This is a genomic window from Dethiosulfovibrio russensis (assembly GCF_021568855.1).
Taxonomy (GTDB): domain Bacteria; phylum Synergistota; class Synergistia; order Synergistales; family Dethiosulfovibrionaceae; genus Dethiosulfovibrio; species Dethiosulfovibrio russensis.
This window is the reverse complement of the sequence record NZ_JAKGUG010000004.1, coordinates 87528-100382: the sequence shown is the minus strand read 5'-3', so window position 1 is coordinate 100382 and position 12855 is coordinate 87528. Positions and strand designations below refer to the sequence as shown.

The 12855-nt window shown below is 55.3% G+C and carries 11 protein-coding genes and 1 tRNA gene; 3 read left to right on the top strand and 9 right to left on the bottom strand.

All coding sequences use genetic code 11. From position 1 onward, the window contains the following. Positions 1-2 precede the first annotated feature (2 nt). From gcvPB to L2W48_RS05560, 3 genes are all read left to right on the top strand, one after another. Positions 3-1472 (top strand): aminomethyl-transferring glycine dehydrogenase subunit GcvPB, encoded by a 1470-nt coding sequence (gene gcvPB, locus L2W48_RS05570; RefSeq protein WP_236098500.1) that lies wholly within the window; start codon positions 3-5, stop codon positions 1470-1472. 10 nt (positions 1473-1482) lie between these two features. Continuing rightward, positions 1483-2844, top strand: coding sequence for a dihydrolipoyl dehydrogenase family protein (locus L2W48_RS05565; RefSeq protein ID WP_236098501.1), 1362 nt, complete (start codon positions 1483-1485; stop codon positions 2842-2844). 85 nt (positions 2845-2929) lie between these two features. Further along, positions 2930-3103, top strand: a complete 174-nt coding sequence (locus L2W48_RS05560) for a putative motility protein (RefSeq protein ID WP_005658650.1) — start codon at positions 2930-2932, stop codon at positions 3101-3103. Positions 3104-3153: 50 nt separating this feature from the next. On the opposite strand, the gene L2W48_RS05555 is transcribed toward L2W48_RS05560, so the two are convergent. From L2W48_RS05555 to L2W48_RS05515, 9 genes are all read right to left on the bottom strand, one after another. Continuing rightward, positions 3154-4116, bottom strand: coding sequence for a P1 family peptidase (locus tag L2W48_RS05555; RefSeq protein ID WP_236098503.1), 963 nt, complete (start codon positions 4114-4116; stop codon positions 3154-3156). A gap of 158 nt (positions 4117-4274) precedes the next feature. Continuing rightward, positions 4275-4350 (bottom strand) — tRNA-Glu (locus tag L2W48_RS05550). A 49-nt stretch (positions 4351-4399) separates the two neighbouring features. After that, complete coding sequence (locus L2W48_RS05545) at positions 4400-5197, bottom strand: DUF4198 domain-containing protein (RefSeq protein WP_236098504.1); 798 nt, start codon at positions 5195-5197, stop codon at positions 4400-4402. A 209-nt stretch (positions 5198-5406) separates the two neighbouring features. Then, positions 5407-6687, bottom strand: a complete 1281-nt coding sequence (locus L2W48_RS05540; RefSeq protein WP_236098505.1) for an amidohydrolase — start codon at positions 6685-6687, stop codon at positions 5407-5409. Next, positions 6684-7907: a M20 metallopeptidase family protein gene (locus L2W48_RS05535; RefSeq protein ID WP_236098508.1), complete on the bottom strand. Its 1224-nt coding sequence runs from the start codon at positions 7905-7907 to the stop codon at positions 6684-6686. Before L2W48_RS05535 ends, L2W48_RS05540 begins: the two co-directional genes overlap by 4 nt. 109 nt (positions 7908-8016) lie before the next feature. Continuing rightward, the gene (grdD, locus tag L2W48_RS05530) at positions 8017-9165 is read right to left on the bottom strand and encodes a glycine/sarcosine/betaine reductase complex component C subunit alpha (RefSeq protein WP_236098509.1); all 1149 of its coding nucleotides are present in this window, start codon (positions 9163-9165) and stop codon (positions 8017-8019) included. A gap of 19 nt (positions 9166-9184) precedes the next feature. Beyond that, positions 9185-10720: a glycine/sarcosine/betaine reductase complex component C subunit beta gene (gene grdC / locus L2W48_RS05525; protein WP_236098510.1), complete on the bottom strand. Its 1536-nt coding sequence runs from the start codon at positions 10718-10720 to the stop codon at positions 9185-9187. Between the two features lie 166 nt (positions 10721-10886). Beyond that, on the bottom strand, positions 10887-11207 hold the full coding sequence (locus L2W48_RS05520) for a rhodanese-like domain-containing protein (protein ID WP_236098512.1): 321 nt from the start codon (positions 11205-11207) through the stop codon (positions 10887-10889). Between the two features lie 142 nt (positions 11208-11349). Further along, positions 11350-12855 (bottom strand): BCCT family transporter, encoded by a 1506-nt coding sequence (locus L2W48_RS05515; protein WP_236098513.1) that lies wholly within the window; start codon positions 12853-12855, stop codon positions 11350-11352.

Genomic DNA, 12855 nt, shown 5'->3' with positions numbered 1-12855 from the left:
AGATGCTCAGCCAGGAAAAACTCATATTCGAGAAGAGTCGTAAGGGCCGTGTCGGAGTGTCCCTTCCCCGGTGCGATGTTCCGGGAGACCCTTCTACCCTTTTGCCCGAGTCGTTTCGCCGATCCGAGGATCCTTCTCTTCCCGAGGTATCCGAGGTCGACGTAGTACGCCATTTCACCAACCTGTCCCAGCTGAACTTCGGTGTGGACGAGGGGTTCTATCCTTTGGGTTCATGTACGATGAAGTACAACCCGAAGCTAAACGAAAACGCGGCTAGGCTGTGCGGTTTTTCCAACATCCACCCACTTCAGGCGGAGAAGACCGTTCAGGGAGCTCTAAAGCTAATGTACGATCTGTCGACCATGCTATGCGAGATAACCGGTATGGCCGGCATGACCCTTCAGCCCGCGGCAGGAGCTCATGGAGAGCTTACCGGGGTTTTCCTGATAAAGGCCTATCACCGTAAAAACGGAGACGAGGGAACGAGAACCAAGATAATAGTTCCCGACTCCGCCCATGGGACCAACCCCGCTACCGCTTCCGTCGCGGGATACGACGTGGTAGAGGTGGCATCCAACGATAGAGGCAACGTGGATATAGAGGCTCTCAAGGCGGTGGTGGGCGAGGATACCGCCGGTATAATGCTGACTAACCCGAATACCCTGGGTCTGTTTGAAAAGGACATCCTGGAGATCGCCGAGATCGTTCACGGTGCCGGTGGTCTGCTCTATTACGACGGGGCTAATGCCAACGCCATCCTGGGCAAGATTAGGCCGGGGGATATGGGATTCGACGTACTCCATCTAAATCTCCATAAGACTTTCAGCACCCCTCATGGAGGAGGAGGACCCGGGTCTGGACCGGTCGGTGTCAGCCAGAGGCTTCTGCCGTTTCTGCCGACTCCGGTCGTGGTGGAGAAGGGCGACGGCTATTCCCTGGATTTCGATCTTCCTGATAGTATAGGAAAGGTCCGGTCTTTCTACGGTAATTTCGGGGTCCTGGTGCGGGCCTACGCCTACATAATGTCCATGGGAGCCGAAGGACTTTTGTCGGCCTCGGAGAACGCCGTCCTGAACGCCAACTACATAATGAAGAAGCTCGAAGGAGAGTTCGATATACCTTTTTCGGACGTGCCCTGTAAGCACGAGTTCGTCATATCCGGCGAGAAACAGCACGATGAAAACGGCGTATCCACCCTTGATATGGCCAAGAGGCTGATAGATCACGGAGTACATCCACCGACGATATACTTCCCCCTCATCGTCCACGAGGCTATGATGGTCGAGCCCACCGAGACTGAGGGCAAGGAGACGCTGGATAGATTCGTCGACGCCATGATCGAGATAGCCAAGGAGGCCAAGGAGAAACCGGAGATTTTTCACGATGCTCCCTATACTACGGTGGTCTCCCGACTCGATGAGACTCGGGCGGCGAGGAAGCCGATTCTCCGCTGGACCGAGGACAAAGGTTAGGGAGCGTTATATGGTTTACGACCTCGTTATCCTGGGAGGAGGGCCCGGTGGCTACAGAGCTGCCGAGCTCGCCTCCCGAGAGGGATTCAAGACCGCGCTGGTGGAGAAGGACCGACTGGGGGGAACCTGTCTCAACAGAGGCTGTATCCCGACTAAATCCTACTATTCCGATGTGGTCGGAAAGCTCGGTCCCCTGGATGCCATGTGGGAGAAAAAGGAGAAGGTTGTGGATAAACTCCGAAAGGGAGTATCCACTCTTATGAATCGCTCTTCCGTCGAAGTTATAGAGGGGGAGGGGCGGATAACGGACGTGTCCCAAGAGGTCAAAAGGATTTCCGTGACCACCGAAAAAGGCGAGGTTATCCTGGAGTCCAAGAGGCTTTTGATCGCGGTGGGAGCGATGTCCCGACCTCTGAGTTTTCCCGGAAGCGATCTTGAAGGGATCGTCGGAGGCGACTGGGCGGTCACGGACAGAGCTCTCTGGGATCCTTCCTTCGAGGACGGGGCCAAGTCGGTCGCCGTCGTAGGTGCCGGGGTCATAGCGGTCGAGCTTGCCGGCATATTGAAGGAGATGGGCAAAGACGTGACTTTGCTCAAACACTCGGATCAAATCCTTCGACGCAGCGACGGCGAGATAAAGAAGAAAGTCAAGCAACTGGTCAAAAAAAGGAAGATACCCACCGTGGATTTCTTCCGCATCGGAAAGGTCGTCCGAGAGGATGGCAGGTTGACCGTATGCGGAGAAGCCCAGGGAGAGTCGATAGAGATCGGCTGCGACAGGCTCATATTGGCGGCCAGCATGGTCCCGATCCTGAAGGGTTACGGCCTGGAGGAGAGTGGCATAGCCTTTACCGATAAGGGGATAGAGGTAGACGAGTTCATGGAAACCTCGGTACCGGGAGTCTATGCCGTAGGCGACTGCACCGGCGGAGCGATGTTGGCTCATCTGGCGGAATATCAGGCTTTATCCGCGGTGGAGCGTATGGCTGGCAGGGAATACAGGATAAACCCCGACGCAATTCCATCCTGTATCTTCTTCGATCCTGAGATAGCTTCAGTAGGGCTCACCGAGGAGGAGGCCACGGAGAGAGGTCTGGATTTCGTGGTGGGCAGGGTGTTCTTCGTCGCCAACGGTATGGCTCTGGCTATGGATCGCTCCGACGGATTCGTAAAGGTTCTGGCCGATCGTGAAAGCGGCAGGATGCTGGGCGTTCATATAATAGGTCCAGAGGCGGCTACTCTGATATCAGAGGCGGCGTTAGCGGTCGACAGAGGTTTGACCGTAAAAGAGGTGGCCTATACAGTCCACCCTCATCCTACCTTGAGCGAGTGCTTCAAGGACGCTCTCTTCAGGATACTCGAGGAGATTTGATCCTTCCTGAGAGGCCGGGGTTATGTCCCTTTCGGTTATATCCGAAACAGATAATAGGACGAACTCTTTTTAGGAGGTGAGGCACATGGATATGGGTATGGTTCAGAGCGTGTCCGGAATGAAGCAGGCTGAGACCGCCGTCAAGGTCGGTTTCGCCGTTCAGAAAAAGGCCATGGATCTTGCCGAGACCCAGGGGCAGATGCTCCAGGAGATGATGGCCTCCATGGGACTCGGAGGCAATCTGGATATCCAGGCCTAGTCCAAAGCATAGGGGTTTCGGAGGTTCATCCTCCGAAACCCCTTACTTTTTTAGAGATGTCCTCCGGTTGCTGAAGGTACTCCGCATAGATCTCGGGCCGATCTGACTCCGGCGATCACGGCTCTCTCCATAACCCTGGCTGCGATCGCTCCCAGGGAGCTTATGTCCGCCTGAACCTCGCCGGTTCCCATGGCGAATATGGTATCTCCGTCGAAAAGGGTGTGAGCAGGTCTCATGGTCCTTGCGTATCCGTTCTGGGCCATGGACGCTATTTTCGTTGCCTGGGCTTTTGTCAGCTCGGCGTTCGTCAGTATGGCACCTATGGTAGTGTTGCCGGCGAAAAGGTTTTTCTTCTCTCCCAAGGACTGAGTTAAAATATCCTCGGTGTTACCTGGTCCCGAATCGGTCCTACAGGCGGCCACGACTGTTCCGTCAGATGGGTCGATCACGTCTCCGAGACAGTTTACCGCTACTATGGCGCCTATCTTTACGTCCCCTATCTGAAGGGCACAGGTTCCCAGACCGCCTTTAACGGCTCTTTCCATGCCGAGTATCTTTCCTACTGTGGCTCCCGTTCCGGCACCTACGTTTCCTCTCGGGCAGCTTTGGTTTGAGGCGTTCAGACAGGCTCTATACCCCATTTCTCCGTCGGGACGCGTTTTCCAGTCTCCCACAGTCAGGTCGAACAGTACCGCTCCGCAGACTATGGGAACTTTGGTAACCCCTACGTCGAAACCGATTCCCTTTTCCTCGAGGTATCTCATGATCCCCGAGGCTCCGTCCAGTCCGAATGCGCTTCCTCCCGCCAGCATCACGGCGTGGACTCTGTCTACCAGGTTGGTGGGGTTCAGCAGGTCGGTCTCCCTGGTTCCCGGGGCGCCGCCCCTGACGTCGACTCCCGCAGATGCGCCTTCGGGACAGATGATCACCGTGAGCCCTGTAGCTCTCTGGATGTCCTGGTCGTGTCCTATGGTGAAGCCGTATATCTCGTTTATCCCTATCTCTCGGTTCATTTCCTACCTCCGATCAGCCCTTTTAGCGCTGGCTATAGGAGGATGCTATCCTATCGAACAAATTAAATCAATAGAAATATCGTAGGTCTTATCCTTGATAACATGTCGGTGAAAAAAAAAGAGAGGTCGGAAAAGATCCGACCTCTCTGACATTTACATGGCAGTCCCTAGGGGGTTCGAACCCCTGTTACCGGGCTGAGAACCCGGCGTCCTAGACCACTAGACGAAGGGACCGTGCTTGGACGAAGAGTATTTTATAACAGGTTCTCGCCTTTTGCAACGGTTATTTCTCTACCTCGAAGGTGAGAGTGGCTACCAGGATTACCTCGTCGCAGATAGATTTATCCTCGTTTTCTATGATGTGGGTGACCTCGCTGAACCAGTAACCGTCTTTTAGGGTCACGATGTCGATTCTTCCCTTGAGATCGCAGCGTCCTACGAAGGCCTTGTGCTCCTTGTTGCTGGAGAAACCATCGAATGTCGCCTCCAGCTTGGCCAGCTTGAGGGGTTTGCCGTCGAGAAAAACCTGAACAGGGAAGGTCTCTCCGGCATGGACCTTCGCCGGATTCTTAAGAGGAACGATCTCGAGCCTGTGGCCGAGGGGCTTGGTTATAAGGCTCTCGTCCTGAGATCCGTTCACGTTGAGGATAGTTTTGGCGTACATTATGGCTTCCTCGGCGTGAACCGCGTCGGGACGCTGTTTTCTGTTGGTCTGAGTCCAGGTTCCGTCGGGGCCTTTCGACCAATAGGTGGGTTTGTAGGTTCCAGCCACGATATAGCTGCCTTTGTCCAGCTTCTTCTCCACCGTATAGGAGAAGTTTTCTCCGGATTGAACCATGTCCACGTTGCCTTCAGGGGTTACGAGATAGAGAGGGTTGAACAGATGGGTTCTTCCTTCCGGGATAGTCTCGGGGTTAGGGAAGTCGTGGCCGTAACCGATATCCGCTTTGATCGTGCTTCCCTCGGGGTTATGGGCGTTTACCCAGAAATCGTGAGCCTGAGCGCCGGTCGCTGCCGTGGCGACGCAGATGGCAGCTGCCATAAAAACGGAGTAGACCTTTTTTTTATCGAAGCAGAACATTTTACATCCTCCCTATTTTAAAGTGTTAGTTTTTGACGACATAAGCTTTTTGATAATCAAAGTTCACCTCCCTTGCAGCTTAGTCGCTCCATTCAGTTCGAATACACTAACTTAGGTAGTATGATTTGTCAAGGAGGTGCTTTAGTTATATCTCACATCAAGAAAGCAGGGACTCCGACTTTGTTCGGAGTCCCTGCTTTCTTGATGGTTTAGATTTTGTTTAGTTTAAGGGTGAGTTTTTTCAGAATATCCAGACCTATGGGCAGAGCCTTCTCGTCGAAGTCGAATCGATCGTTATGGTGTCCTGCGGCGGTGGTTGCTCCCAGTCCGATATACGTGGCCAGACCTCCCTTGCTTTGCACCCTCTGCATCATCCAGCAGGCGTCGTCGCTTCCGGCCATCCTGCGGAATCTCTCGGCTGAGGATACGCCGGGGACGCTTTCAGCCGCTTGGACCACCAGATCGGCCAGTTCCGGGTCGCTTTCCGCTACTATGGATTCTCCCCGTTTTGTTACGGAAATACCTACGTCGTACATGGTGGCCGCTCCGGAGAGGACTTTTATTGCTCTATCGTAGACGTAGTTTGCTATGTCATTGGTCTCTCCTCTGGTCTCTATCTTCATGTGAGCTTTGGGAGGTACTACGTTTCTTCCCTCTCCGGCGTTGAGGACTCCTACGTTGAGCCTTGTTATCCCTCCCGAGTGGGGAGCTATGGCATGGAGGTTCAGAGCCGCTGTCGCCGCTGCGAGGAGCGCGTTTTTTCCCTTCTCCGGCTCTCCTCCTGCGTGGGCCCCGGAGCCGGTGTAGTCCACGTCGAATTTGGTGGTGCAGAGGAATCCTCTTACCCCTCCGAAGATAGTTCCCGTCGGCTGGCCCAGTCCCAGATGGAGGGCCACGAATCGGTCCACGTCGTCCAGAAGTCCCGATTGGGTCATGGCGTAGCCTCCTCGGACTCCTTCCTCTGCCGGCTGGAAGAGCAGCCGTATCTTGCCCGAAAAATTTTCCCTCTGGGCGGTCAGGGTTTCGGCCAAGGCCAGTCCGAGGGCTGTGTGTCCGTCGTGACCGCAGGCGTGCATCCATCCGGGGTTTTGGGATCGAAAGCCTTTCTGGACCGGAAGATGATCCGATGCGGAGGTCTCGTCGGTGTCGACGCAGTCTATGTCGAATCTCAGGGCGGTGGTGGGGCCAGGGCGCCCTGTGTTAAGCTCCGCGCTTAGACCGGTGTAGCCGCCGGTCCTCTTCACCATGGACGGATCGGCTCCCTGAGATATCGCCCGTTCCATCTCGACCTCGGGGTCTATGGTTCTTCCCATGACCGTTTCGGGGTCAATGAAGTCTCCTCCGAATTGGATTTCCCAGCCGAGGGATTCCATAATAGTGGCGATGGCGGCGGTCGTCCTGAACTCGGCCCATCCCGTCTCCGGATAGCGATGGAAATCCCTGCGCCTTTCGATCATACGGGAGAGGATCTCTTTTTTAGCCGTTGTCATTTTATGTCCTCCAAAGGCGCCTCCAAGAGGTCAACGGCGCTCTGTACCAGATAGCTTACCCCCAAGGGAAAGCTCTTCGGGTCGGGCAGAAATTTATCGTTGTGCAGTGCCGGCATGTCTTCCGGGGAAACTCCCTCGGGGCGGCATCCGAGCCAGGCGAAGGTAGCTGGGACCTTCAGGGTGTAGAAGGCAAAGTCCTCGCCTCCGGGAGGAACCGGCAGAGGGGGCAGCACGCCGTCTTCGGGGAGGATCTTCCCCGCCGCGTTTCTGCATATCTCGACTATCTCAGGGTGGTTCATGGTGGAGGGGTAGCCCTTCTGGTAGTCGATCTCCACCTCCGCTCCCATAGCCTGTGCCGCGTGGGTAGCGGTTCTCTCGATCCAACAAGGTAGCTTTTCGTGAATCTCCTGGCTGAAGCATCTTACCGTGCCGTCGTAGTCCACCCTACTGGGCACGATGTTATAGCGATCCCCTCCGTGGACAGTCCCCAGGGTTATGACAGCCGCCTCGTGAGGGCTTACGTTTCTGGAGACTATGGTCTGTAGCGCCATGACGACCGACGATCCTGCGACTATGGCGTCCACTCCCTGGTTGGGCATGGATCCGTGGCAGGATTTGCCTGTGACCGTCAGTTTGAGATGATCGGATGAGGCCGATACCGCTCCGGACTGTATTCCCATCGTGCCGGTCGCCAGGGTCGGCCATACGTGGATGCCTATGATGGCGTTGACCTTGGGGTTATCGAGGGCTCCATCCTCTATCATTCCCTGAGCCCCTCCTCGGGGGGTCATCTCCTCGGCGGGCTGGAACACGAATTTAACCGCTCCCGCCAGGTCGTCCTTCATGGAGCAGAGCACTTCCGCCGCGGTAAGGAGCATTGCCGTGTGGGAGTCGTGTCCGCAGGCGTGCATTACCCCAGGGTTTTCGGATGAGAAGGGCACACCCGTCTCTTCCTGGATGTTCAGGGCGTCTATGTCCGCCCTGAGAGCCACCACCGGTCCGGGACGGTTGGCCTTTAGGAGAGCGGTTAGACCGTGTCCCCCAACTCCTTTTTTGATCTTGTCCATAGGCAGTTTCTCGAGTACCTGGGCTATGTATGCCGCAGTTTTTTCCTCTTGGTAGCTGAGTTCAGGGTGACGGTGTATGTGGCGGTAATGGTCCATGCAGCGTTCTCTTGTGGCCTCGATCAGTTCCTTTATCCTATCTGTAGTCGATTTCATATGAGTTCCCTCCTTTGATCCTTACCCTCGTCACTATATCACAGTATCGACAGAGGATCCCATACAAAAAGGGCCTCCTGAGGAGGCCCTTTCGTCTTTTGTGGACTGTTTACAGGTATCCGGCCTGTGCGAGTAGCTTTTTGGCCTTTTCCATGTGTTTGCCCGGTAGCTTGACCACCGGTCCGGTACATCCCATGGACGACTCTGCGTAAATCTTGTTTTTCCAGAGCTCTCTTACGGCATCCTCTATGGAGAGAACGTCCACTCCGTGGATTTCCTCATCGGTAGGCTCTGCCGGAGGCGCCACTACTTCCTCGGAGCATTCCGGCTTGGGGAGTACGCCCTTTATTATGTCCTCGAGTCCGGCTTTCTTCGCCGCGGCGACCTCGGAAGCGACCTTTTCCGAGTGTTCTCCCTTGGCGACCTCCCCGTTGTATGCTACCGCGTTGGCTATGACGGGAGCTCCGGATGCCCTGGAGATGATGGATATTACCTTGCTCCATCCCTCTCCTGCGGAGGGACCGTAACCCCATCCGAGGGCCTCGTAGGATCCTCCTGTGTTGAAGGAGGAGAACATCTTCATCAGGACGTTGCCCGTGAGGGTGTCGCATACGCAGACGTCCACCGCTCCGGCCAGTATGTCGTTGCCCCTTAGGACCGATCCTCCGTCGGCTCTTAGGCTCTCTCCGAAGGTGATGTCGTAGCCGTTTTCCTTGAGCTTGTTGAGGGCCTTGAATACCAGCTGGGCTCCCTCTACGTTCAGTATTCCCACCGTCGGATTCGTCTTGCCCATGGCCTTGGCCGTGGCTATGCCGTAGATGGCGTTTCTTATCATGGCTTCGACCCTATTTATGGCGGATGTGCCGGTGGAAGACGCTACTATCATGTCTTTGCCTTTCGCCGGGGTCAGCACCCTTCCGATGGTGGTGACTCCCATGGGGAAGGGGTAGTGGAGTGCCACCGCCCCCGCTATGGTTCCATCTGATATGGCGGTTTCCATAGCCTTGGCGATGTCGGCGTCGCAGGGATCGGTCTCGATCCACTGAAGATCGTCGTATCCCTCGACCTTGGGGCCTATCATGACCACCTGGATGCTCTGGTTATTCTGCTGAGCCAGTCTTCCGCCTATGGCGAGCTCCTCCGGGCCGTGCTCGCTTCCGTGAGCCATCAGTCCCACCTTTACCCTAGGACCGCCGGTGCGGGCCGCCTCGATTATTTCCGAAAGGGCTCCGCCGATCAGTTTTTTAACGTCAGACATAGGTTATACCCCTTCCTGCTTACTTCGTCAGGGAATCGGAGATCTCGGAGAGGGCCTCCAGAAGTATGTTCTTGACGTCGTCCTTGCTCACCGCCGCCACGGAATCGGCAGAGGCGGGCGTCTCGATCAGGAAGGACGCTCCGTCGGCCAGGTTGGTCAGTCTGGCGAGGAAAAGACTTCCTTTTCCTATTATCATGGCCCTCTTTATCTTCCCGTCTTTTATCCATTCGGCTGCCTGGCCTATGAAGGGCGCTCCGGCAGGGATGTGTCCCTGGGTGTGAGCGAATCCGGGGAGTCCCTTCTCCTTGACGAAGTTCATCATGTTGGCCTTCTCTATGGACTTCTTCATCACGGCAAGAGCAGCGATCATCTTTATGTTTGCCATAGGAACGTCTCCTGCTCCGGCAGGAAGGGTTATCTCCGGTATGTGGAGCTCAGCCCCGAACTTATCGACGTCGGCTAGGTCGAGGCCGACCTTCTGGAGGGGCTCCCAGGTAAGAGCCTGGGTTACGGCCTGAGGAGAGGCTCCTGCTCCGACTGTGTGCTTGCCTATGGCGTCTAGACGCATCTCTGGGCTGACTCCGTCGCAGGGGGTGATCAAAACGGCGAAGCTTCCGAGACAGTCCTCCAGGGCTGGGAGCTCTTTTTTCACATGGTCCTTGCTGTTCATGTAAAGTTTGGGAACCGCTCCTCCAGCGAGGACGACAACGTTGGAGCGAGCTTCCGCGGCGACCTGGGACGCTCCGGCTATCATGGCGTTGACCGGTCCGGCACAGAATCCTCTGACGTCGCATCCGCTGGCGTTTTTACAGCCCACTATCTCGGCTATGGCCTTGGCGAAGTTTCCTCCGGCCCTCTGGCACATGTCTCCGGCTCCCTCTTCGGAGCACTCGATGACGAAGTCCACCTCTTCGGCCTTCATACCTGTGTTCTGAAGAAGGTGGAGAAGGGAGAGTACCGCGCTGGATTTACTGGCGATGTTTTCCAGGAGGACGTGGGCGCTGAGGTTCTCGTCGACCTCGTGTCCCTTCCTGACGCAGCCAACGATCTTACCGTCGAAATAGAGTGGAAGGGCACCGTGTTTCTCGTCGCAGTCGGCCTCTATCTCCGCTCTGTCTCTGCCTTCCTCCAGACGAGCCAGCATGGATTCGGTCATGAATTTGTGGTCGGATAGTTTTTTCTTCACCGATGCGGCGAAGTCCTTCTCGAGCCATACGAGGTCGAAGACGTCGCATATGTCCATCAGTCCGATGAACTCGTCCTCGGGCATTATCTCTCCGAACTTTCCGTAGCGGTCGGCGCCGGAAAGGCGGTTTTCGTACATGGGCTTGGCCTGATTCTCCAGGTCCTCGAGGGGAAGGGTGCCTATGTAGGCCATGTTGGGGGCGTAGTCCTTGGCCTCCTCGAAGCTCTGAGCGTGCTCAGGGAGCTTCTTGAGGTAATCGGTCTCGCCGTGAGAATGGCGCTCGACGTGGGGAGTGTTGCCGTAGTGGAGTCCCAGCTCGGGGGTGTGCTGGAGACAGTAAGCTGATCCTTTGATTGCGACACGTGACATGACAGAAAACGACCTCCTTGAATATATCTCTAATCTCACGACGAGAGGGGTCGGAACTCCCTACCCCTCTCGTCTTTCGCGCTACTATTATAGTATAGACCGCCAAAAAATGGTGATCGATTTCATAACTGAAAGTCTCCGAACCGGAGACATCTGTATTCTAACCTCAGGTGGCGCAGGAATGGGCGGTCGGAAGTTTGAATGCCTTCCAGCCCTTTTCGATTCCGCCTTCGAGGTAGGAAGCGTCGAAGCCCTTTCCCTTGAGCTCTTCCGCTATGATCTTGGAGGTCTCTCCGTCTCCGCATACGACCAGGATCTTCTCGTCCTTGGGAAGATCGTCGGAGCACTCGACCACCTCGTCGGACGGTATGTTGAATGCGTTCTTTATGTGAGCGTCTGCGTATTGTTCAGCTTCTCTGACGTCCACTATGAACGTGCCTTCCTGTTTCATCAGTTTGCAAAATTCCTTGGTGTTGATTGCTGTCATGTCTAAAACCTCCTGTCAAATCTCTTTGGAGAGTATTCCCTCCAGTGTAGCGACACGGCAAGATTCTACACCAAAATGGAATGTAAAGCACCCTCTTCAAAGGGGGAGAGCTGGATTGCTCTCCCCCTTGGCTTGAGTCTTTTTACAGTCTTCCTTCGGCTTCTTCTTTCAGAAGAGCCTTGTAGAGGCAGTAGCAGGCCAGCACCATGATGACGGCGAAAGGTGGAGCGGCAGCCAGTGATATGGTCTGAAGGTTCTGAAGTCCTCCGGTCATCAGGAGCACGATCGCTAGAGCGGCCATAAGCACTCCCCATATTGCCATCTTGTTCTTCGGAGGGTTCAGATCTCCGTGGGTAGAGTACATGGACAGGACGAATGTTCCCGAGTTTGCGGAGGTTACGAAGAAGGTCGTTATGAGCACCACCATTAGTATCGACATGGCCGTTCCGAGGGGGTAGTTGGCGTACATCTCGAATACGCCGGTGGACATATCGGCTAGTATCTTCTGGGAGATCTGGACGTTTTTAGTTATCTCCAGATCCAGAGCGGAGGTTCCGAATATGGCGAACCACGTGAAGCTTCCTAGGGCCGGGACAATGAGAACTCCAGCGACGAACTCTCGAATTGTACGGCCTCTGGATATTCTGGCCACGAAGGATCCCACGAATGGAGCCCAAGCAATCCACCAGGCCCAGTAGTACAGGGTCCAGCTGCTCAAAAATCCTTTGTACTCTCCGCCGTAGGGAGCCATGGTGAAGCTCTCGGAGACGACGTTGGAGAGATAGTCTCCCACCCCTGTCATGAGCGACTCTATTATGGGAAGAGTCGGTCCCACCAGGAACAGAGCAAGCATCAATATGCCGCATATGAGCAGATTGAAATCGGCCACTTTCTTTATGCCTTTTTCGATTCCCATCACAGCCGAGCCGGTGTAGAGTACAGCCAGAATGGCTATTATGGCTATCTGTACTATCAGGCTTTTGGGGATCCCGAATACCTGGCTGAGGCCGCTGTTAAGTTGGAGGGTCCCCAGCCCAAGAGACGTGGTTATCCCCGCCAGGGTGGCGAAGATCGCCAGGACGTCTACGGTCTTGCCGAAGGGGCCTTTTATTCCTTTTTCACCTACCAGGGGCAGGAACACGCTGCTGATGAGTCCGGGCGAGTTCTTGCGAAACTGGAAGAATGCCAGCGAAAGGGCTATGACCGAATATCCCGCCCAGGGGTGAAGCCCCCAATGGAAGAAGGATATCCTGATGGCGTCTCTGGCGGCCTGGACCGATCCGGGCTCAGCCCCGAAAGGAACCGATCCGAAGTGGTATATAGGTTCCGCCGCTCCGTAGAAAACCAGCCCGACTCCCATACCGGCGGAGAAAAGCATGGCAAACCACGACATGGTCTTGAATTCCGGTCTCGAGTCGTCCGGACCGAGCCTGACCTTTCCGAAACGACTGGTGGCTATGAAGATGCAGAACAGGACGAACAGGTTCATCGAAAGCAGATAACCCCATCCGAATTTATCGGTCAGAACGTTGAAAAGCCCTCCTGCAAAGGCTCCGAAGCTATCGGGGGAAAACAGGCCCCAAAGAACGACTCCCATGGTTATCCCCATGGATATGACGAAGACAGAGTTGTCTTTTTTGGCACTCAT

What these genes read in the sequence shown, in the direction of transcription:
- L2W48_RS05565 (WP_236098501.1), top strand. Translation starts at nt 1,483, where the DNA reads ATGGTTTACGACCTCGTTATCCTGGGAGGAGGGCCCGGTGGCTACAGA.
- grdC (WP_236098510.1), bottom strand. Translation starts at nt 10,720, where the DNA reads ATGTCACGTGTCGCAATCAAAGGATCAGCTTACTGTCTCCAGCACACC.
- L2W48_RS05535 (WP_236098508.1), bottom strand. Translation starts at nt 7,907, where the DNA reads ATGAAATCGACTACAGATAGGATAAAGGAACTGATCGAGGCCACAAGA.
- L2W48_RS05515 (WP_236098513.1), bottom strand. Translation starts at nt 12,855, where the DNA reads ATGAGTGCCAAAAAAGACAACTCTGTCTTCGTCATATCCATGGGGATA.
- L2W48_RS05545 (WP_236098504.1), bottom strand. Translation starts at nt 5,197, where the DNA reads ATGTTCTGCTTCGATAAAAAAAAGGTCTACTCCGTTTTTATGGCAGCT.
- gcvPB (WP_236098500.1), top strand. Translation starts at nt 3, where the DNA reads ATGCTCAGCCAGGAAAAACTCATATTCGAGAAGAGTCGTAAGGGCCGT.
- L2W48_RS05540 (WP_236098505.1), bottom strand. Translation starts at nt 6,687, where the DNA reads ATGACAACGGCTAAAAAAGAGATCCTCTCCCGTATGATCGAAAGGCGC.
- L2W48_RS05560 (WP_005658650.1), top strand. Translation starts at nt 2,930, where the DNA reads ATGGATATGGGTATGGTTCAGAGCGTGTCCGGAATGAAGCAGGCTGAG.
- L2W48_RS05555 (WP_236098503.1), bottom strand. Translation starts at nt 4,116, where the DNA reads ATGAACCGAGAGATAGGGATAAACGAGATATACGGCTTCACCATAGGA.
- grdD (WP_236098509.1), bottom strand. Translation starts at nt 9,165, where the DNA reads ATGTCTGACGTTAAAAAACTGATCGGCGGAGCCCTTTCGGAAATAATC.
- L2W48_RS05520 (WP_236098512.1), bottom strand. Translation starts at nt 11,207, where the DNA reads ATGACAGCAATCAACACCAAGGAATTTTGCAAACTGATGAAACAGGAA.